The sequence below is a fragment of the Aestuariicoccus sp. MJ-SS9 genome (assembly GCF_032586235.1).
Taxonomy (GTDB): domain Bacteria; phylum Pseudomonadota; class Alphaproteobacteria; order Rhodobacterales; family Rhodobacteraceae; genus Aestuariicoccus.
On the sequence record NZ_JAWHTD010000025.1, the window covers coordinates 22,199 to 40,819 of the forward strand.

The 18,621-nt window shown below is 66.5% G+C and carries 22 protein-coding genes and 1 tRNA gene; 12 read left to right on the top strand and 11 right to left on the bottom strand.

All coding sequences use genetic code 11. The features are described 5' to 3' along the window. Window position 1 precedes the first annotated feature (1 nt). Window positions 2-460 carry an outer membrane protein assembly factor BamE gene (locus tag RXV88_RS15410; RefSeq protein WP_316294384.1) on the bottom strand — a complete coding sequence of 153 codons (459 nt, stop codon included), beginning with the start codon at window positions 458-460 and terminating at the stop codon, window positions 2-4. An 87-nt stretch (window positions 461-547) separates the two neighbouring features. On the opposite strand from RXV88_RS15410, the gene RXV88_RS15415 reads away from it, so the two are divergent. The 8 genes from RXV88_RS15415 (at window position 548) to RXV88_RS15450 (ending at window position 6,279) form a co-directional block, all read left to right on the top strand. Further along, a complete protein-coding gene (locus RXV88_RS15415) occupies window positions 548-1,105 on the top strand; it encodes a DUF177 domain-containing protein (protein ID WP_316294385.1) in 558 nt (185 codons plus the stop codon). Window positions 1,106-1,259: 154 nt separating this feature from the next. After that, entirely contained in the window at window positions 1,260-1,466 is a 207-nt protein-coding gene (rpmF, locus tag RXV88_RS15420) for a 50S ribosomal protein L32 (RefSeq protein ID WP_316294386.1), read from the top strand. A gap of 20 nt (window positions 1,467-1,486) precedes the next feature. Next, window positions 1,487-2,587, top strand: coding sequence for a phosphate acyltransferase PlsX (gene plsX, locus RXV88_RS15425; RefSeq protein WP_316294387.1), 1,101 nt, complete (start codon window positions 1,487-1,489; stop codon window positions 2,585-2,587). Continuing rightward, window positions 2,584-3,555 carry a beta-ketoacyl-ACP synthase III gene (locus tag RXV88_RS15430; RefSeq protein ID WP_316294388.1) on the top strand — a complete coding sequence of 324 codons (972 nt, stop codon included), beginning with the start codon at window positions 2,584-2,586 and terminating at the stop codon, window positions 3,553-3,555. Before plsX ends, RXV88_RS15430 begins: the two co-directional genes overlap by 4 nt. An 80-nt stretch (window positions 3,556-3,635) precedes the next feature. Continuing rightward, complete coding sequence (ihfA, locus tag RXV88_RS15435; protein ID WP_316294389.1) at window positions 3,636-3,938, top strand: integration host factor subunit alpha; 303 nt, start codon at window positions 3,636-3,638, stop codon at window positions 3,936-3,938. A 10-nt stretch (window positions 3,939-3,948) separates the two neighbouring features. Continuing rightward, complete coding sequence (locus RXV88_RS15440; RefSeq protein ID WP_316294390.1) at window positions 3,949-4,929, top strand: MerR family transcriptional regulator; 981 nt, start codon at window positions 3,949-3,951, stop codon at window positions 4,927-4,929. A gap of 72 nt (window positions 4,930-5,001) precedes the next feature. After that, window positions 5,002-5,078, top strand: a tRNA-Pro gene (locus tag RXV88_RS15445). Window positions 5,079-5,202: 124 nt separating this feature from the next. Beyond that, window positions 5,203-6,279, top strand: coding sequence for a 2'-deoxycytidine 5'-triphosphate deaminase (locus RXV88_RS15450; protein ID WP_316294391.1), 1,077 nt, complete (start codon window positions 5,203-5,205; stop codon window positions 6,277-6,279). 9 nt (window positions 6,280-6,288) lie between these two features. Here the strand turns inward: RXV88_RS15450 and RXV88_RS15455 are convergent, their stop codons facing one another. The 10 genes from RXV88_RS15455 to RXV88_RS15500 all read right to left on the bottom strand — a co-directional run bounded on the left by RXV88_RS15455 (window position 6,289) and on the right by RXV88_RS15500 (window position 16,506). After that, window positions 6,289-6,537: a hypothetical protein gene (locus RXV88_RS15455; RefSeq protein ID WP_316294392.1), complete on the bottom strand. Its 249-nt coding sequence runs from the start codon at window positions 6,535-6,537 to the stop codon at window positions 6,289-6,291. Between the two features lie 151 nt (window positions 6,538-6,688). Beyond that, the gene (locus tag RXV88_RS15460) at window positions 6,689-7,276 is read right to left on the bottom strand and encodes a GGDEF domain-containing protein (RefSeq protein WP_316294393.1); all 588 of its coding nucleotides are present in this window, start codon (window positions 7,274-7,276) and stop codon (window positions 6,689-6,691) included. Between the two features lie 89 nt (window positions 7,277-7,365). Then, window positions 7,366-8,031: a hypothetical protein gene (locus RXV88_RS15465; protein WP_316294394.1), complete on the bottom strand. Its 666-nt coding sequence runs from the start codon at window positions 8,029-8,031 to the stop codon at window positions 7,366-7,368. Window positions 8,032-8,112: 81 nt separating this feature from the next. Beyond that, window positions 8,113-8,790, bottom strand: a complete 678-nt coding sequence (gene scpB / locus RXV88_RS15470) for an SMC-Scp complex subunit ScpB (protein WP_316294395.1) — start codon at window positions 8,788-8,790, stop codon at window positions 8,113-8,115. After that, window positions 8,783-9,577 (bottom strand): ScpA family protein, encoded by a 795-nt coding sequence (locus RXV88_RS15475; protein WP_316294396.1) that lies wholly within the window; start codon window positions 9,575-9,577, stop codon window positions 8,783-8,785. The genes scpB and RXV88_RS15475 overlap by 8 nt, the downstream gene beginning before the upstream one ends. 19 nt (window positions 9,578-9,596) lie before the next feature. Continuing rightward, complete coding sequence (locus RXV88_RS15480; protein WP_316294397.1) at window positions 9,597-10,595, bottom strand: glycoside hydrolase family 3 N-terminal domain-containing protein; 999 nt, start codon at window positions 10,593-10,595, stop codon at window positions 9,597-9,599. Further along, complete coding sequence (locus tag RXV88_RS15485; protein ID WP_316294398.1) at window positions 10,592-11,554, bottom strand: SPOR domain-containing protein; 963 nt, start codon at window positions 11,552-11,554, stop codon at window positions 10,592-10,594. The genes RXV88_RS15480 and RXV88_RS15485 overlap by 4 nt, the downstream gene beginning before the upstream one ends. A gap of 80 nt (window positions 11,555-11,634) precedes the next feature. Then, window positions 11,635-13,380, bottom strand: coding sequence for an arginine--tRNA ligase (argS, locus tag RXV88_RS15490; RefSeq protein WP_316294399.1), 1,746 nt, complete (start codon window positions 13,378-13,380; stop codon window positions 11,635-11,637). A 57-nt stretch (window positions 13,381-13,437) separates the two neighbouring features. After that, complete coding sequence (locus RXV88_RS15495; RefSeq protein WP_316294400.1) at window positions 13,438-15,255, bottom strand: sodium:proton antiporter; 1,818 nt, start codon at window positions 15,253-15,255, stop codon at window positions 13,438-13,440. 87 nt (window positions 15,256-15,342) lie between these two features. Further along, on the bottom strand, window positions 15,343-16,506 hold the full coding sequence (locus RXV88_RS15500) for a deoxyguanosinetriphosphate triphosphohydrolase (protein WP_316294401.1): 1,164 nt from the start codon (window positions 16,504-16,506) through the stop codon (window positions 15,343-15,345). Window positions 16,507-16,585: 79 nt separating this feature from the next. Here RXV88_RS15500 and RXV88_RS15505 point away from each other — a divergent pair, with 79 nt between their 5' ends. The 4 genes from RXV88_RS15505 to grxD all read left to right on the top strand — a co-directional run bounded on the left by RXV88_RS15505 (window position 16,586) and on the right by grxD (window position 18,594). Continuing rightward, on the top strand, window positions 16,586-16,909 hold the full coding sequence (locus RXV88_RS15505) for an iron-sulfur cluster assembly accessory protein (RefSeq protein WP_316294402.1): 324 nt from the start codon (window positions 16,586-16,588) through the stop codon (window positions 16,907-16,909). A 70-nt stretch (window positions 16,910-16,979) separates the two neighbouring features. After that, window positions 16,980-17,762 (top strand): exodeoxyribonuclease III, encoded by a 783-nt coding sequence (gene xth, locus RXV88_RS15510; RefSeq protein ID WP_316294403.1) that lies wholly within the window; start codon window positions 16,980-16,982, stop codon window positions 17,760-17,762. A 158-nt stretch (window positions 17,763-17,920) separates the two neighbouring features. After that, window positions 17,921-18,163, top strand: a complete 243-nt coding sequence (locus tag RXV88_RS15515) for a BolA family transcriptional regulator (protein ID WP_316294404.1) — start codon at window positions 17,921-17,923, stop codon at window positions 18,161-18,163. A gap of 68 nt (window positions 18,164-18,231) precedes the next feature. Beyond that, window positions 18,232-18,594 carry a Grx4 family monothiol glutaredoxin gene (gene grxD / locus RXV88_RS15520; RefSeq protein ID WP_316294405.1) on the top strand — a complete coding sequence of 121 codons (363 nt, stop codon included), beginning with the start codon at window positions 18,232-18,234 and terminating at the stop codon, window positions 18,592-18,594. Window positions 18,595-18,621: the final 27 nt, after the last annotated feature.

The following is an 18,621-nucleotide window of genomic DNA, read 5'->3' on the forward strand; positions in this document are numbered from 1 at the left end:
GTCAGCTGCCCAACAGATCCTCGGCGCGGATTCGGCCGATGTTGCCAAAGAGCTTGCGGATAAAGCTGATATCGCCATCGCCAGACCGCGTCACACGACGCGCCAGCGGCACCACCCGCCCGTCCTCGAGCCCGTAGCGCACGATGTTGTCGACCACCCCGTCGACGTCGAAGGTGATTGCCAGAACCTCGCGGTCGATGACTTCGGGGGCTTGCCAGGCAAAATGCCGGACCTGCGATTCGACGTAATAGAACCCGCTGTTGTCGAGCACGCCCGAGGTCGAAGGCACGCCGATCACGTCCTCGACCGTGGCGCGGGTGTCGACGCCGGGGACGATCTGCTGCAGGTCCGCCTCCAGCGGAACATAGCCGTGCTGACGGAATTGCGCCGTGCAGGCGGTGGTCGCGGTCAGCACCACGGCCAGAAGCCCGAACCTCAGCTTCGCTCTGAACCCGTCCATGACGCCCCTCTTGCCTTGGCCCTGCATGCCTCATATCTCGCTTACGACAGGTCGCGCGACCATTCAAGTAAAGGAAACCCCCGGACAATGGCCGAATTCGACGATCAGACCGACCGGCTGCGCGTCGCCAGCCTCAGCACCAAGCGGGAAACCGCCTTCGATCTGCGCCCGGGCGAGGCGCAGCGCGCCGCCCTGGCCGAGACGCTGGGACTGAGCGCGCTGCGCAAGCTGCGCTTTGCCGGCACCGTCGCGCCCGAGGGCAAGCGCGGCTGGCGGCTCGATGCCATGCTGGGAGCGACGGTGGTGCAGCCTTGCGTGGTCACCCTGGCCCCGGTCACCACCCGCATCGACGAGCCGGTGACCCGGCTCTTTCTGCCCGAGGCGCTGATCGAACCGGCCGCCCCCGAAGGCGAGATGGAAATGCCCGAGGACGACACCATCGACCCGCTGGGCGACACGATCAACCTTGGCCGGATCATGGCCGAGGCGCTGGCGTTGGCGCTGCCGCAATATCCCCGCGCCGACGACGCCGCGCTGGAAGAGGCGCAATTCGCCGCCGACGGCGTCACGCCGCTAAGCGACGACGACGTCAAACCGTTTGCCGGTCTGCAGGCGCTGCGCGACAAGCTTGCGGGGGAAGACTGACTTTCCGCTTGCGATTTTCGCGCGCGTCCCTATGTTCTCGCCTTCACGAGATTCAGGGTTGTCATGGGGCGGCATTCGCGCCTATGTGGCCCGATATTCCGCCACACGACGGGCGCCCGACGCGGAGCCCGTCCAGACAAAGATAGGTTGAGACATGGCCGTCCAACAGAACAAAGTATCGAAATCGCGCCGCAACAACCGCCGCGCGCATGACGCATTGGTCGCGGGCAACCCGAACGAATGCGACAACTGCGGCGAACTGAAGCGGCCGCACCACGTCTGCCCGTCCTGCGGTCACTACGCGGAACGCGAAGTCGTCGCGGCGACCGACGAAATCGAACTGGACGAAGACGCGGCATAATCCCGGATCAGGCCCCTTTCATGACCTCCCAGCAGGATCGAACGAAGGCGGGCAGCGATCAGGTGGTTCTGTCGATCGACGCCATGGGCGGCGATCTTGGGCCGGCGGCAGTTGTCGCCGGCATTGCTCTGTCCGCCAAGGCGAATCCCGAAATCCGCTTCCTGCTGCATGGCCCAAAACCAGAGCTGGAGCGGCTTCTGGCCAAGCGCGGCGATCTCGCCGACCGCTGCGAGCTGCGCCATGCCACCGGCGTCGTCAAGATGGACGACAAGCCAAGCTATGTCATGCGCAACGGCAAGGACACCTCGATGTGGTCCACGCTCGAGGCGGTGCGCAACGGCGAGGCGACGGTCGCGGTCAGCTGCGGCAACACCGGCGCGCTGATGGCGCTGTCGATGGTGCGGCTGCGCAAACTGCCGGGCATCAACCGCCCCGCCATCGCGATCCTCTGGCCTTCGCGCAACCCGCAGGGCTTTAACGTCATGCTGGACGTGGGCGCCGATATCCGCGCCGACGCCGAGGACCTTTTGCAATACGCGCTGATGGGCATGTCCTACGCCCGCAATGGCCTTGGCCTGACGCGCCCGCGCGTCGGCCTGCTGAATGTCGGCACCGAAGAACACAAGGGCCGCGCCGAGCTGAAAGAGGCGCATGAGCTGATCGGCCGCCACGCCGAGGCGGGCAGTTACGATTTCGTCGGCTTCGTCGAGGGCGGCGACATCCCCGGCAAGCGCTGCGACGTGATCGTGACCGACGGTTTCACCGGCAATGTCGCGCTCAAGACCGGCGAAGGCACCGCCAGCCTGATCGGCGATCTGCTGCGCCAGGCCTTCGCCTATTCCTTCATGTCGCGGCTGGCCTCGCTTTTGGCCTTTACCTCGCTCAACCGGCTGAAAAAGCGCATCGACCCGCGGCGCGTGAACGGCGGCGTGTTCCTAGGGCTGAACGGCACCGTGGTCAAATCCCACGGCTCGGCGGACGAGACCGGCGTGTCGGCCGCGGTCAAGCTGGCGGTCCAGCTGGCCCAGCAAGGGTTCAACGACAAGCTGGCGGCACGGGTTGCAACCGCGGCCGAACTGGCGCAAGACACTACCGGGCAATCAGACGAGACAGCTTCATGACCATTCGCGCCGCCGTGGCCGGCGTTGGGCACTACCTGCCCGACCGCGTTGTTCCGAATTCCGAATTCGAGAAAAGCCTCGATACCACCGACGAATGGATCCGATCCCGGTCTGGCATCGAACGCCGGCATTTCGCCGCCGAAGGGCAGACGACATCCGACATGGCGACCCGCGCCGCGCGCGCCGCATTGGACGATGCGGGGATGACGCCCGGCGATCTCGATGCGATCATCGTCGCCACCTCGACCGCCGATCTGACCTTCCCCTCCGCCGCGACCATGGTGCAGGCGCAGCTTGACATGAACCACGGCTTCGCCTTCGACGTGCAGGCGGTCTGCGCGGGGTTCATCTATGCGCTCTGCAACGCCAACGCGCTGATCCTGTCGGGCCAGGCCAAACGCGTTCTGGTCATCGGCGCCGAGACGTTCTCGCGCATCATGGACTGGACCGACCGATCGACCTGCGTGCTTTTCGGCGACGGCGCGGGCGCGCTGATCCTCGAGGCGGTCGAGGGCGAAGGCACCGCTGAGGACCGCGGCATCCTTGCCGCCGATCTGAATTCGGATGGTTCTTTCCGCGATATCCTCTATGTCGACGGCGGCGTCAGCACCCAGACCACGGGCTACCTGCGGATGGAAGGCAAAGAGGTCTTCCGCCACGCGGTGGAAAAGCTCGCCAGCACCGCGACCACGGCGCTGGGCAAGATCGGGCTGACCGGCGATCAGGTCGACTGGATCGTGCCGCATCAGGCCAATATCCGCATCATCCAGGGCACCGCGAAAAAGCTCGGCCTGTCGATGGACAAGGTCGTCGTCACGGTTCAGGACCACGGCAACACCTCCGCCGCGTCGATCCCGCTGGCGCTGTCGGTCGGCAAGCAGCGCGGCCAGATCAAGCCCGGCGATCTGATCATCACAGAGGCCATCGGCGGCGGTCTTGCCTGGGGCGCGGTCGTGCTGCGCTGGTAGCATAAAGCCGCCCTTACAAGCCATTGATATTGACTCGGAAATTGCGCACGCCCTATGCTGCGTGAAACTGGAGGGATAGCATGGGCGACAAAACACTGACCCGCATGGACCTGAGCGAAGCCGTGTTCCGCGAGGTGGGGCTGTCGCGCAACGAAAGCGCCGAGCTTGTGGAATCCGTTCTCACCCACATGTCAGACGCGCTGGTGGACGGCGAACAGGTCAAGATCTCGTCCTTCGGGACCTTTTCGGTCCGCGAAAAGGCCGCACGTGTGGGCCGCAATCCCAAGACCGGTGAGGAAGTGCCGATCCAGCCGCGCCGGGTCCTGACCTTCCGTCCCTCGCACCTCATGAAAGAGCGTGTCGCCGCCGGTAACAAACGCTGAGGCCCGGACCATGAGCAAATCCCGCGACGCCTTCCGCACAATCAGCGAGGTGGCGGAATGGCTCGACACACCCGCGCACGTGCTGCGGTTCTGGGAAAGCAAGTTCAGTCAGGTCAAACCGGTCAAGCGCGCCGGCGGCAGGCGCTATTACCGACCCGCCGATATGGCGCTTCTGGGCGGGATCAAACAGCTCTTGCATGACGAGGGCATGACCATCAAGGGTGCGCAGAAAACTCTTCGGGAACAAGGCGTTAAATACGTTTCTTCACTCTCGCAACCGATCGACGGCGAACCGGTGGAACCGGCGGGTCAGATCGAGGACGCCCCCTTCGCCCAGGCGGTCGAGCCCGAGGACACCGTGGTGCCATTCCCCGCCAATGAAGAGCCCGCGCCCGAGCCCGATCTCTTCGCCGCGCTGGCCGAACCCGCGTCAGACCAAATCGCCACGCCTCTCGCCGATCCGGCCGAACCCGAAACGGCGGAAGCCGTCGAGGGCGCAACAGCCGAGCCGGCGGTTCCCCCGGATACGCCGGATGCCACAGCCGACGCCGAAGAGGCGGAGGCACAGGGCATCGACACGCTGCCGGCCTTTCTGCAAGAACCCATGGCCGAGGTCGCGCCGCCCGAAACCGACAATCCTCCGGAGCCGGAACCGGAGCCCGAAGAGGGCGCGGCTGAGGAAGACGCGGTCACGCTCGCCTCCGAACCGGACCCGACAGAGGTCGCCGCGGAACCGGAGCCAGCCGAGCTCCCGCCCGAGCCGGAATCAGCCGGGTCCGCGGCGGAATCGGAACCGACAGAGGCCGCGGCAGCCCCCGAACCGGTTGTGATTCCACCCAAACCAGACCTCGATGCGATCCGCCCCGGCCCCGGCGCGCTCACCCATCTGGCCCGGATCGACGCGCTGCGCCCGATGCAGGCGGCCGAGCTCGCGCCGCTGGCGCGCGCGCTGCGCGACCATCTCGACGTCATGACCGCGCCGCGTGGCTGAAACGGCACTGCCGATTTCGTGATATTCGGGGTTGCGACTGGCCGCAAATCGGGTAAGACACGTCGCAGAGTTCGGGCTATGGCGCAGCCTGGTAGCGCGTCCGTCTGGGGGACGGAAGGTCGCAGGTTCGAGTCCTGCTAGCCCGACCAATTCATCCGAACATATCACCCTCCTGCCTTCTCACGACGGCCTTGGCAGGGCTTTTTCTCTCCCCCTTCCGGGCCGGGCTTGCTATGCAGGCGCAACGAAGGCGATTTTCACGGGGGGACGCGGATGACGGGCGTTTTGGCCAGCCAGCAGATCGAAGCGCTGTTTCAGAACGGCGCCATCGCCGCCGATGTCGCGCCGGTGGCGGGACAGGTTCAGCCCGCCAGCCTTGATCTGCGCCTGGGCAACGTTGCCTACCGGGTCCGCGCGTCGTTTCTGGCCGGCACGGGCCGTCCGGTGGCCGAGCGCATAGAAGAGTTCGAGATGCACCGCATCGACCTGACCCAGGGCGCGGTGCTGGAGAAAGGCTGCGTCTATGTCGTCCCGTTGATGGAGCGACTGGCCCTGCCCGATTATCTGCACGCCATCGCCAATGCCAAAAGCTCGACCGGGCGGCTCGATCTGCTGACGCGGACGATCACCGACGGCGGGACAGAATTCGACCGCATCGCGGCGGGCTACGCGGGCCCGCTCTACGCCGAGATCTGCCCCAGGTCGTTTTCGGTGCTGGTGAGGCCGGGGATGCGTCTGAACCAGATCCGCTTTCGCGAGGGCCGCGCGGTGCTGGACGACGCCGCATTGACCGACCTGCACGCGCGCGAAGAGCTGGTCACCGGCGGCGCGGCGGTGATCGGCGAAGGGCTGGGGTTTTCGGTCGATCTGCAACCCGCCGAGGGCACGCTGGTCGCCTACCGCGCCAAGCCGCATACCGGCGTGATCGACCTAGACCGCATCGGCCATTACGACCCCGCGGAGTTCTGGGATGCGCTGCATACCGATCGCGGGCGGCTGATCCTCGATCCGGATGCCTTCTACATCCTCGTTAGCCGCGAGGCGGTGCATATCCCGCCGCGCTACGCCGCCGAGATGGCCCCCTATCTGGCCATGGTCGGCGAATTCCGGGTGCATTACGCGGGCTTTTTCGATCCCGGCTTCGGCCATGCGCAGGCGGGCGGCAAGGGGTCGCGCGGCGTGCTCGAGGTACGCTGCCACGAAGCGCCCTTCGTTCTGGAACACGGCCAGGTGGTCGGGCGGCTGGTCTATGAGCAGATGTCAGAGGTGCCGCAGCAATTGTACGGTGCCGGGCTGGCGTCGAACTATCAGGGACAGGGCCTGAAGCTGAGCAAGCATTTCCGCGCTTGAACGCCCGGGTCAGAGCCGCCCCGCGCGACGCGCGGCCCGCGCGGCCTGGCGCGCGCGTTTCGCCACGCGGCGGGCTTGGCGCGCCTGTTTGCGTTCGGCCGGGGTCAATTCCTCGGGGGTGTCGGCGTGATGCGTCTGGCCGTCGCCCGCGGTGTTCCGGCCCTTTACGGCGCGGTTGATACCGGCGTTGACGCCCTTGTTCACAAGGCGCCGCAGCACCATACGCGAAATCATGTTGAAAAGCTGGTTCGCGTTCATCGCGCGCTCCGTTTTTGACTGCTTAGGTCAGCCCTACCACAGATCCGAGGCCATTTCAGTACCGCCGCGAAAAGAATTCCCGCCTGCCGCGCTGCGGCCCAGGCGGTCAGGCGCCGTCGTGGACCAGCTCGACCCGGTTCCGGCCCAAGGTCTAGGCGCGGTAGAGCGCCATATCCGCATGCCCCAGCCAAAAGCTCAGATCGCGCCCAGACCCCGGCTTGCTGAGCACCGCGCCGAACGAGGCCGTCACGCCGCCAACCTCGCCCTCGGGATCGCGGATCGCCGCAAGATGCCGGCGCATCCCCTCGACCCGGGATTCGAGAATGCCCTCGTTCGGACAGGCGAACAGGATCAGAAATTCCTCTCCGCCCCAGCGCACCAGCAGATCGTCGATCCGCATCCCCTGACGCAGGCTGCGGGCTATTTCCACCAGCATTCTGTCGCCGGCGGGATGGACGTAGCGGTCGTTGATGGCCTTGAAGTGATCCACGTCGATCATCACCGTGCCAACCGGCATCTCGTCGAGATGCGAGGCAAAGTAACTGGTGGCGGCCGACCGCCGGGACGCGCCGGTCAGCAGATCGATCTGACTTTCGCGGAAGAGATGGCGTTGCGTGCGCCGCGCCCGCGCGCTGATGTCGGAAAACCGCAGCCCGAACAACACGATGGCCACCAGCACCGCCAGGCACTCGGCGGTGTGCAGCACCGCAAGCGAGTTGTCCGATCTGAAGCCGAGCATGCTGAGCAGTGCGGTCGACACGATCGCACCGACAGCCCACAACAGCATCTGCAGCCGGACAAGCCGCCCGACCGACGTGTCGCTTAGGATCAGGCCAGGGCGCGGCGGCGGGCAAAGCGCACCAGATTGGCCAGTGACAGGGGCAGCAGGACCAGCGTGGTCGTCAGGGCCATTTCGCCGAAAAATTCCGAATGCCCGAGGATGTAGCCGTTGACGCTGATGAAGGGCGAAATGAGCGACAGCAATGCGCAGACGAAGGCCGCCCCGCTCATCCGGGCGCGCAACAACTGGCCAAGCGCGATCAGCAAGAGCGAAATGGCCGTGTTGATCCCCATCCGGCCCGGATGCGCCACGCCCAGCCATGCCATCAACCCGGCCGATTCGAGCGCCGGATAGACCAGGACGCAGGCGCAGACGCCCAGCCAGAGCCGGGTTTCGGTGCGCGACGCGACCTTGAGAGGCCGCTGGCTGAGCGTCGCGAGAAACCCCAGGACCAGCGCCACTGCGGTGATCGGGTTGGTGTGCGCATCCCCCGCAAGCACCGCGTTGAGATCGACGCCCGCAAAAAGATAATCGACCCAGATCGCCACCAACCCGACCGCGATCGCCGCAAAGCAGAATTTCCGCAGCGTCACCAGGCTTCGCAGATGCGAAAACGCCGGCATGGTGATGTCTTTTTCCCCTCGGTGGCCAGAAACCGGCGAGGACGATCCGACCATGCTGCCCAACCCGACCCTCATGCGTGACTGATCCATTCGCGCTCTCCCCAGATTCCCGGCAAGGTCGCACGCATCGGTTAAGAAATGGTCTAGGATTTCGGGAAACGAGCCGCGGGGTCAGTCCTCAAAAAGCTCGCTCTGGCCCTCGTCGGGGGATTCGTCGGCATCGACATCGCCCTCGCCCATTTGCGGCAGCGCGCCCGGCGGCGGGCGATTGTCCAGCAGGCCCGCGGCGCGCAATTCCTTCAGCCCCGGCAGATCGCGCGCCGATTCCAGGCCGAAGTGATCCAGGAAATCCTGCGTCACCACAAAGGTCACCGGCCGCCCCGGCGTCATCTTGCGGCGGCCAAAGCGGATCCACTCCATCTCGAGCAGCTGGTCCACCGTGCCCCGGCTGACGCTGACGCCGCGGATCTCTTCGATCTCGGCGCGGGTCACGGGCTGATGATAGGCGATGATCGCCAGCGTCTCGATCGCCGCGCGGCTGAGCTTGCGGGTCTCGGTGGTTTCCTTCTGCATGAGGAACCCCAGATCGGGCGCGGTGCGCATGGCCCAGCTGTCGCCCACCTTGACCACCTGCACGCCGCGCCCCTCGTAGCGCTTGCGCAGATGCACCAGCGCCTCGGCGGCGTCGCAGCCATGCGGCATGCGGTCATTCAGTTCCTTGACGGTGACCGGCTCGGCGGTGGCGAAGAGGATCGCCTCGACCATGCGCTCCTGCTCGCCCATGGGCGGCGCTTCGAAAAGCGTGCCCTCTTCCTCGGGCAGATCGTCGGGCGTGGTGTCCTCAGCCATCGCGGCCCTCCCGGCGGCGCAGTTCGATGGGGGCGAAGGATTCGGATTGGCGCAGTTCGGCCTTGCCTTCCTTCACCAGTTCCAGCGAGGCGGCGAAGGTGGCCGCGGTGGCCGAGCGCCAGCGCACCGGATCGGCATCCCAGCCTTCGGGCAGATAGCTGGAAATGTCGGTCCACGTCCCGGCAAAGCCAATGAGCCCGCGCATCCGGTCCAGAGCCTGCTCCATGGTAAACACGCTGTCGCGGTCCATCACGAAGGGGCGGAATTCGTCGCGTGTGCGGATGCGGCTGTAGGCCTGCATGAGGTCGAGCAGCGTCGCGGTGTATTGCACCCGCCGCACCCGCTCCATCCGTTCGGGCAGGCCCCGGGCAAAGAAATCGCGCCCCAGACGGTCGCGCCCCATGAGCCGCGCGGCGACGTCGCGCATCGCCTGCAGCCGTTCCAGCTGAAACGCCAGATGTGCCGCCAGTTCCTCGCCCGAGGGGCCTTCGTCGGTCGGGTCCGGCGGCAACAGAAGGCGCGATTTCAGGAAGGCCAGCCAGGCGGCCATCACAAGGTAGTCGGCGGCAAGTTCGATCCGCAGCGTTTTGGCCTTCTCGACGAAGGCCAGATATTGCTGTGCGAGCTCCAGCACGCTGATCTTGCGCAGGTCGACCTTCTGCGTGCGCCCCAGCGTCAGCAGAAGGTCGAGCGGGCCCTCGAATCCGTCCACATCCACGATCAGCGCCTCGGCGGCGAGCCGTTCGGCCACGCTGGGCAGGCTGCTGGTATCGGGCGTGTCGGTCATCAGGTTGCCGGGCCAAGGGTCATGTCAGGGCGCGAAGGTCATCGGCCAGCGCGTCAATGTCAACCTCGACCGGTTCGGGACGCCGTGCAAGCGCTGCGTCGGCGCGTTTCTGGCCTGCGTCATCCAGCTGGCCGACACGATCCATCAGCGCGCGCATCTCCTCCAGATCGCCGTTGCAATGCAGCACCGCATCGCAGCCCGCCGCCAGCGCCGCTGCACCACGCTCGGGAACGGTGCCCGACAGCGCCTCCATCGAGATGTCGTCGGTCATGATTAACCCGCCAAAGCCGATGTCCTCGCGGATAAGCCGCATCATCACGGGCGACACGGTCGCGGGGCGGTCCGGGTCAATGCGGTCAAAGACCAGATGCGCGGTCATGCCAAGCGGCAGGTCGGCAAAGGGTTTGAACGCGGCAAAATCCAGCGCCTCCAGCGCGTCGCGCGGTTCGGCGATATGCGGCAGCTCCAGATGGCTATCCAGCGTACCGAGCCCGTGGCCCGGCATATGCTTGACGACGGGCAGCACGCCCGCATCCAGATGCGCCTGCGCCGTGGCGCGCCCCAGCGCTACCACCTGATCCAGCGTCTCGCCATAGCAGCGGTTGCGCAGGAAAGGATGGGTGTCGGGGCGGGCGATATCCAGCATCGGCGCGCAATTGCCGTCGATGCCGTACCGCATCAGCTCAGTCGCGAGGATGCGGTAGCGCAGGTAAAAGCCGCGCGCGGCTTTCTCACCCAGTGCCGCGGCATGGTCCAGCGGCGGCGGCCATTCGCGCGCCAGCGGCGGGCGCAGGCGCTGCACGCGCCCGCCCTCCTGGTCGATGAAGATCGGCGCGTGCCATCCGACGGCATCGCGCAGATCGGAGGTCAGGGCGCAGAGTTGATCCGCGTCCTCGACGTTGCGGGCAAAGAGGATGAAGCCAAAGGGCTGGCAGGCGGCAAAGAAGGCGCGTTCGGCAGACGTCAGGCGCGGGCCGGCGCAGCCCAGGATCGCCGCGCCGAAACGCGCCGTGCTCACCGTGTGACCACCGGGATGCAATCGGCGTTCTCGGCCACGAAGGCCGCGCAGAAGCGGCGCGCGTCCGAAAGATCGCCGAAACCATGCGCGCGCAAACGGTAGAACACCCGCCCGCCAGAGCTGGCGCGCTGGATCACCCGGTCCTTGCCGTCCATGTAATCGCCGAACCGCGCCTCCAGCCGGGCCCATTCGTCGCGCGCGATATCGGGGCTGGCATAGGCGCCAAGCTGGACCAGCCGCGTGCCTGCGGGCAGGCTTTCGGGTTCGAGCTCTGCCGGGCCCTCGGGCGCGGCCTCGGCAGGGGCGAGGGCTACGGTGCGCAGGCCGCTGGGCCGCACCTGCGGGCGCAGCGACCGGGCAAGGCCGGGGCCAAGGTCGGGCGCGGGCGCCGCGACGGCTGCCAGTTCGGTCGCGACGGGCGGCGCGTCGGCGGTGTCGACCTCGCTCAGCGGGGCGACGCCCGCGGCGATCTGATCGGCGAGCGCCTGGATCGGGTCGATCTCGTCGGGGGTGTCGGTCGCGGCTTGCGAGAGGGACGTAGCCTGCTCGTCCTCCGGCCCGGTGTCGAGTGCCGTAAGTTCCACTGTCTCGGGCGGCGCCTCCTCGGCCACGGCGGCCAGCGGCACGTCCTCTTCGGTCAGCCCGATGGGCTGCGGCGCCAGCATCAGCCGGTCCGCCGGGGCAGCCGCCAGACCAGTGCCCGCGACATCGTTCACCGCCAGCCCCTGATGATCGGCCAGCCGCCCACCGGGGTCTTCCGGCGCGACGCGCATCGGCCCCTCGGCAGCGCGCACGACCGGAATACCGCTGACATCGCGCACCAAAAGCTTGTAGCCCCAGACCCCGACCCCCACGATCAGCGCCAGCGAAACCGCCGCACCGGCCCAGTTCGCCATGCTCGCGAAATTGCGGGGGGAAGGCGCCGGTTGCCCCGGCGCGGCCTGCGAATACTCTGCCATGTCCGCCTCTCTGCCCCCGGGTGGCCACGGCCCCCGGACGGTTTTCTTGCACTGCCTCGACCGGCCATGGCGCGCCTTTGTCAGCGCATCTCTTCTGCCGGTGTGACGCCCAAGATACCAAGACCTGCGGAAATGACAACTGCCGCGGCCCGCGCGAGGGCGATTTTGCCCTGCGATACGGCCGGATCGTCCTCTTGTAGGAACCGCAAGGACGGCTCGTCATGGCCGCGGTTCCAGAGCCCGTGCAATTCTGCCGCCAGCTCGCCCAGATAGGTGGCGATGCGGTGGGGTTCGTGCACCCGCGCGGCGATCTCTATCTGGCGCGGCCATTCGGCGATCTTGCGCGCCAGCGCCAGCTCGGCCTCGTGGGTCATGCCCGACAGATCGGCCCCGGCCAGCGTGGCGTCGGAAACGTCGATCCCCGCCGCTTCGGCCTTGCGCAGCACCGAGGCCACGCGGGCATGGGCGTATTGCACGTAAAAGACCGGGTTTTCCTTGGATTGCTCGACCACCTTGTCGAAATCGAAATCCAGCGCCACGTCGTTCTTGCGCGTCAGCATGTGAAAGCGCGCCACGTCCGGGCCGACCATATCCACCAGATCGCGCAGGGTGACGAAATTGCCCGCGCGCTTGGACATCTTGAAGGGCTCGCCGTTCTTGAAGAGCTTCACCAGCTGCAAAAGCTTGATGTCGAGCGGCACCTTGCCGCCCGAAAGCGCGCTGACCGCGGCCTTCATCCGCTTGACATAGCCGCCGTGATCGGCGCCGAAGATGTCGATCAGCTGATCGAACCCACGGGTGATCTTGTCGTAGTGATAGGCGATGTCGGGCGCGAAATAGGTCCAGCTGCCGTCCGACTTGATGATCGGGCGATCCACGTCGTCGCCATGTTCGGTCGATTTAAAGAGCGTCTGTTCGCGCGGCTCCCAATCCTCGGGGGTCTTGCCCTTGGGCGGCTCGAGCACGCCGCGATAGATCAGCCCCTTGTCGCGCAGGCTTTCGATGGCAGCCTCGATCTTGCCTGTGCCGTAAAGGCTCTTTTCACTGAAGAAGTGATCCATGTGCACGCCGAGTGCGGCCAGATCCTCGCGGATGAGCGCCATCATGGCGTCGGTGGAAAAGCTGCGCACCTCGGCCAGCCAGACGTCCTCGCCCTTGCCGACATAGGCGTCGCCCACCTTGTCTTTCAGCGCTTGGCCCACCGGCACCAGGTAATCGCCCGGATAAGTGCCGTCGGCGAATTCCACGTCGTGGCCATGCGCCTCGAGATAGCGCAGATAGACCGACCGGGCCAGAACATCGACCTGCGCGCCGCCGTCGTTGATGTAGTATTCGCGGGTCACGTCGTAGCCCGCGAAATCCAGCAGCGCCGACATGGCGTCGCCGACGATGGCGCCGCGGGCGTGGCCCACATGCATCGGGCCAGTGGGGTTGGCGCTGACGAACTCGACGTTGACCCGCGTGCCCTGCCCCATGTCCGAGCGCCCGAATTCCGCGCCTTGCGACAGCACCGCGCCGGGCAGCTCCTGCCAGACGGCATCGGCCAGCCGCAGGTTGAGGAACCCCGGCCCCGCCACCTCGGCGCTGGCGATGCGCGCATCGGCGGCCAGACGCGCGGCCAGCGCCTCGGCGATATCGCGCGGTTTTTGGCGGGCGGGCTTGGCCAGCACCATCGCGGCATTGGTGGCCATGTCGCCATGCGCGGCGTCGCGCGGGGGCTCGACCGTGATGTTAGACAGATCCAGATCGCCCGGCAGCGCGCCGGAGCCCTGCAGATCGGCTATCGCCGAGACGACAAGCGTGCGGATATCGGTAAAGAGGTTCATGAACGCCATCCTTGAGGTTGCCCGGGGTTTAGCACGGGCAATCCCGGCGTCAATCCGTCAGGCCTGTTGGCGTTCGGGCCGCTTGCCCATCATCGCCAATAGACGGATGCCGTCGCCATCCCGCGGCGCGTCGTCGGGGCCCAGAAAGCGCAGCTGACCGGCGGGGCCGATATCGGCGATGGCCACGGCCTCGGGATGGGTCTCGCGCCAGTTCTCGAGGGTGAATTCGGCGCTCAGCTTGGTGATGCGGAATTCGCAGCCGCCGGCCATGCGGGCGTTGACCTCGAAATAGGTCTCATTGGCGCCGATGGCGCGTCCGCCGAGGCTGGCGGGCAGCGCGTGGCGGGTGGATTTGTCGCGCACACGGCGCAGCTGAAAGACGTTCTCGCGCCCGAATTCCGGGGCAAGGTCGGTGGCCACCAGCGTGTTGTAGGCGTCGTTGTCGGTGGCGGCGATGATCTTTTCATAGCGCACCAGATCCAGCCGGTCCTCGGCCACCTCGGCCAGGATGTCGCCGAAGAAGGTCTCGACCCCGGCCTCGCGCGCGCCGCGCAGATGGGCGTGGTTCGGGTCGGCCACCACCACTGGCAGGTCCATCTTGCCAAGCGCGTCGGCCAGCGCCGTGGCCCATTGCGAGCCGCCGACGATGATCACACCGGGCCGGTCGGTGGCGTTGAGGCCCAGCAGCTTGGCCAGAGGCGACAGCGTGAAGCCGTGCAGCACCACGCTTGCCGCCACCAGCGCAAAGGCCAGCGGCGCGACCTGCGCGCCGTCGGCGATGCCAAGCTCGGTCAGCCGTTCGCCGAAAAGCCCCGCCACCGCCACCAGAACCACGCCGCGCGGGCCAGTGAAGGCCACCAGAAGCCGCTCGGCCCAGGGCACATCGCTGAACGCCAGCGACACCAGCACCGTCACCGGCCGCGCCAGCAGGATCACCGCGATCACGAAGGCCAAAGTCGTCCAGTCCAGCGACAAGAGCACCTCGCGGCTCATGTTCGCGGCCAGCAGGATAAAGACCCCCGACACCAGCAACACCGTTGCGTGTTCCTTGAAGCGGCGCATCTCGGTGTAGCTGGGCAGGTCGGCATTGGCGATGAAGACGCCCATCAGCGTGACCGCCAGCAGGCCGCTTTCGTGCAGCACCGCGTCCGACAAGGCAAAGACCGTCAGCAGCACCACGAACAGCACCGGCACCTTCATGTATTCCGGCACCCAGGCCATGCGGAAGGACTTGGCCAGCGCCCAGCCCGCCGCAACCCCCATGCCCGACGCCACCGCGATCCCGAGGGCGATATCGGCAACGGCGTCGCCGGGGCCGGTCGCCGTCTGCAGCACGATCACCACCTCGAAGGCCAACACCGCCGCCAGCGCGCCGACCGGGTCGTTGACGATCGCCTCCCATTGCAAAAGCTTCCCGGGCCGTCGTTTCAGCCGCGCCTGCCGCAGAAGCGGCGCGATCACTGTGGGGCCGGTGACGATCATGATGCCGCCGAAGACCGCCGAGGCCTCCCACCCCAGCCCGGCGATGTAATGCAGCGCCGCCGCCGAGGACAGCCAGCCCAGCGGCGCGCCGATCAGCACCAGCCGCCGCACGCCCACCGCCGCATCCTTGAGCGAATGGAAATTGAGCGTCATGCCACCCTCGAAAAGGATGATCGCCACGGCAATGGCCACCATGGGTTGCATCAGCGCGCCGAAATCGCGGGACGGGTTGAGCACGCCCAGCACCGGACCCACCAGCAGCCCGGCGGCCAGCATGACCACGATGGCCGGCATCCGCAGCCGCCAGGCCAGCCATTGCGACCCCACGCCCAACGCGCCCACCAGGGCAAAGCCCATCACCGGGTCGATGCCCACATCGGTTGCTGTCGCCATTCTGAAACCTTCGTACCTGACCTTGCGCCGCAGGTGGCAACCCCCGGCGGGCCATATTGGTTCCGCCGCCTGTCGGCTGTCAAACGCTCAGGTCAGATCGCCCAGCACGTGCGTGCCGGTCAGCCGCGCGTGTTCCTGCAGCGCGAAACGGTCGGTCATCCCGGCGATGTAATCCGCCACGAACCGCGCCAGCGCCGCATCCGTGGCGGCCTGCGCCACGTCCCTCTGCCAGCGCCCCGGAAGCAAACCCGGATCGGACATGTAAAGCGGGAAGAGATCCTCGACCACCTTTGTCACCTTCTCGCGCTGCGCCATCACGCTGGGGGCGCGGTACATACGCTGAAAGAGAAAGGCCCGGATCTCTTTCAGATCGCCCCGAAGCCGGTCGGAAAACGCGATCACCGGGCGGCCCAGATCGCGGATCGCCTGCGCCCCGGCGCAACCCGACCCCGCCAAAGCGTCGCGCGAGGTGTCGATCAGATCGGCCACCATCGCGCCAAAGACCCTGCGCAGCGCCTCGTGCCGGCGGCGGTAGGGTTCCAGCCCCGGATAGCGCGCATCGACCTCGCCGTAGGCCGCGCCGATGATGGGAAGTGCGGCGATCTGATCTTCGGTGAAAAGCCCCGCGCGCAGCCCGTCGTGCAGATCGTGGTTGGTATAGGCCACGTCGTCCGACAGCGCCGCGACCTGCGCCTCGGCCCCGGCGTGGCTGTGCAGTTCCAGATCGTGCAGCGCGTTGTAGGCCGCCAGCGCATAGGGCACCGGATCGCCCACAGGCCCGTTGTGCTTGGCGATGCCCTCTAGCGTGTCCCAGGTCAGGTTCAGCCCGTCGAAATCGGCGTAATGCTTTTCCAGCTCGGTCACGATCCGCACCGTCTGGGCGTTGTGATCGAAGCCGCCGTAAGGCTGCATCAGCGCATTCAACGCATCCTCGCCGGTGTGGCCGAACGGCGTGTGCCCCAGATCATGCGCAAGCGCCACCGCCTCTGTCAGGTCGGTGTTCAGCCCCAGGGCGCCCGAAATCGTGCGCGCCACCTGCGCCACCTCGATCGAATGGGTCAGCCGCGTGCGGTAGAAATCGCCCTCGTGCTCGACAAAGACCTGGGTCTTGTGCTTGAGACGCCGGAAGGCGCTGGAATGGATGATCCGGTCGCGGTCGCGCTGGAAACACGAGCGAAAGGCGCTCTCTTCCTCGGCCACCCGCCGCCCGCGCGTCTGCGCCGGATCGCATGCAAAACTTGCCTGACCCAAAGCTTACCTGTCCTTGTCGCCTGTCCCCGCCGCCCATATATTACGGACGACACACGAAGGAAACCAGAGGATCGCCCCGATGCAACTCCCGCCCAAAGTCACCGACCGCGCCTTTGCCCGCCTGGCCGAGATCGGCGCGGGCGACCAGGGCCATGCGCTGCGCGTCGCCGTCGAGGGCGGCGGCTGTTCCGGCTTTCAGTACGAGATCAAGCTCGACGCGCCTGCCGACGACGATCTGGTGCTCGAAGGCCAGGGGCAGAAGGTGGTGGTGGATTCGGTCTCCCTGCCCTTCCTGACCGGCGCGGTGATCGACTTTTCTGACGAACTCATCGGCGCGCGGTTCGTGATCGAAAACCCCAACGCGACCTCGTCCTGCGGCTGCGGCACCAGCTTTTCGATGTGACGCCGCCCCGGCCTTGTCACCTGCGCCGCGCTGCGCGATAGATGCGTTGCACAGCAAAGGGGCCCGCGCCGTGAAAATCGCGACATTCAACATCAACGGCATCAAGGCGCGCCACGCCGCGCTGACCGATTGGCTGGACGAGGCACAGCCCGATGTCGCGCTCTTGCAGGAAATCAAGTCGGTCGACGAAAACTTCCCGCGCGAGCTTTTCGAGGATCGCGGCTACAACGTGGAAACCCACGGACAGAAAGGCTTCAACGGCGTCGCGATTCTGTCGAAACACCCGCTCGAGGATGTCAGCCGCGGCCTGCCGGGCGACGACAGCGACGAACAGGCCCGCTGGATCGAGGCGACGGTGGTCGGCGAACACCATGCCTTGCGGCTCTGCGGGCTTTATCTTCCCAACGGCAACCCCGCGCCGGGGCCGAAATACGACTATAAACTCGCCTGGATGGAGCGGCTCTTTGCCCGCGCGGAGACACTTCTGGCCGATGAGACGCCCGCGCTGATGGCCGGCGATTACAACGTCATCCCCCAGGCCGAGGACGCCGCCAAACCCCAGGCCTGGAAAGATGATGCGCTTTTCCTGCCGCAGACCCGCGCCGCCTTCCGCCGCATCCTGAACCTGGGCTTCACCGAGGCGTTCCGCGCCCGCACCCAAGGGCCCGGGCATTACAGCTTCTGGGATTATCAGGCCGGCGCGTGGGAGCGCGACAACGGCATCCGCATCGATCATTTCCTGCTCAGCCCCGCCTGCGCCGACCTGATGACCGATTGCCAGATCGACCGCGCCGTCCGGGGCCGGGAAAAACCCTCCGATCACGTGCCCGTCTGGGTCGACCTCGCCCTCTGACCCCCGCACAATCTTCGTCAAAGCGGGCTCACGCCCGCCACAGGCACCAGAATAAAGCGTGCGCTTGCGCACTCCGCTGGATTGCCCCCGCCGAACCGCTTGCGCCCGCCCGCGCCGCCGCCTACATCACGTAAAGACCGCAACGAACGGAGCGCCCCATGGCCATGCAAGCGCAGGAAATCGAGGATCTCATCCGCGCCGCCTTTCCTGAGGCCCGGATCACCATCACGGATCTGGCTGGTGACGGAAACCACTACGCCGCCGAGGTCATCGACGAAAGCTTCCGCGGCAAGAACCGCGTCCAGCAGCAACGCGCGGTCTATGCCGCGCTCAAGGGCAAGATGGACGGCGCCAACGGCGAATTGCACGCCCTGGCGCTGACCACCAAGGCCCCCGACTGACCCCGGACGATCCACCGACCGCAACGCCGCCCGCCCCGCCGGACGGCCCTTCGCAAGAGGACAACACCATGACCGACGCAAAGACCCGCATCGACGAAACCGTCAAAGCCAACGACGTGGTGCTTTACATGAAAGGCACCAAATCCATGCCGCAGTGCGGCTTTTCCAGCCGCGTGGCAGGCGTACTGAACTACATGGGCGTGGATTTCACCGATGTGAACGTGCTGGCCGATGACGACATCCGCCAGGGCATCAAGGATTATTCCGACTGGCCGACCATCCCGCAGCTCTACGTCAAGGGCGAGTTCGTCGGCGGCTGCGACATCATCACCGAGATGACCCTCTCGGGCGAGCTGGATGAATTGTTCGAAACCAGCGGCGTCACCTACGACAAGGACGCCGCCGACAAGATCCGCGAAGCGAACGGCTGACCGGCCGAACGACCGGGGCGGATTGGC